Raw genomic sequence first — 643 nt, forward strand, 5'->3', positions numbered from 1 at the left:
TATTTGGTTGTTGGCTAAGGGGAAGACCACGGAGGAAGTCCAAGAAATTACGGGCTACAGTCGCATCTGGATTTATGAATTGGTAAAGAGATACAACCAATTGGGATTAAAAGGGCTGGGTGCGCGCCGAAAAGGAAATCCCGGACATCCACCGTTAATTGATGATGTGACTCAAGCTCAGTTATGGCAAGCCCTGCAAGGAACAGCGCCGGATGGGGGACTGTGGAACGGTCGCCAGGTGGCAGACTGGTTGACAGGAGTAACTGGACGAAAAATTAGCCGACAAAGGGGATGGGAGATTCTGCGACAAATGACATTTCGGCTTCGTGTACCGAGACCGGCTCACATCGAAAGTGACGAAGACGAGCAGCAAGCCTGGAAAAAAAAACTGGTAACGGAGTTAGAGGGACTTCGCCGGAGATACCCTGATGCACAGGTGCAATTGTGGAGCGAAGATGAACACCGTCTGGGACTCAAACCGGTGATGCGACGTATTTATGTAGCGGAAGATTGTCAACCACTCGCCCATATTAATTGGAAATTCGAGTGGTTATGGCTATATGGTTTTGTGAGACCGGAAACGGGAGAGACTTATTGGTGGATTATACCTTACGTCAATACAACTCTATTTAGTCGAGTGTTA

The 643-nt window shown here is 48.4% G+C and carries 1 pseudogene; it reads left to right on the forward strand.

Annotation, left to right across the window (positions count from 1 at the left end):
• Positions 1-643 (forward strand): annotated as a pseudogene (locus P5683_RS25570) (IS630-like element ISAtsp4 family transposase); the annotation flags it as partial.

Source organism: Limnospira sp. PMC 1279.21, assembly GCF_032349615.1.
Classification (GTDB): domain Bacteria; phylum Cyanobacteriota; class Cyanobacteriia; order Cyanobacteriales; family Microcoleaceae; genus Limnospira; species Limnospira fusiformis.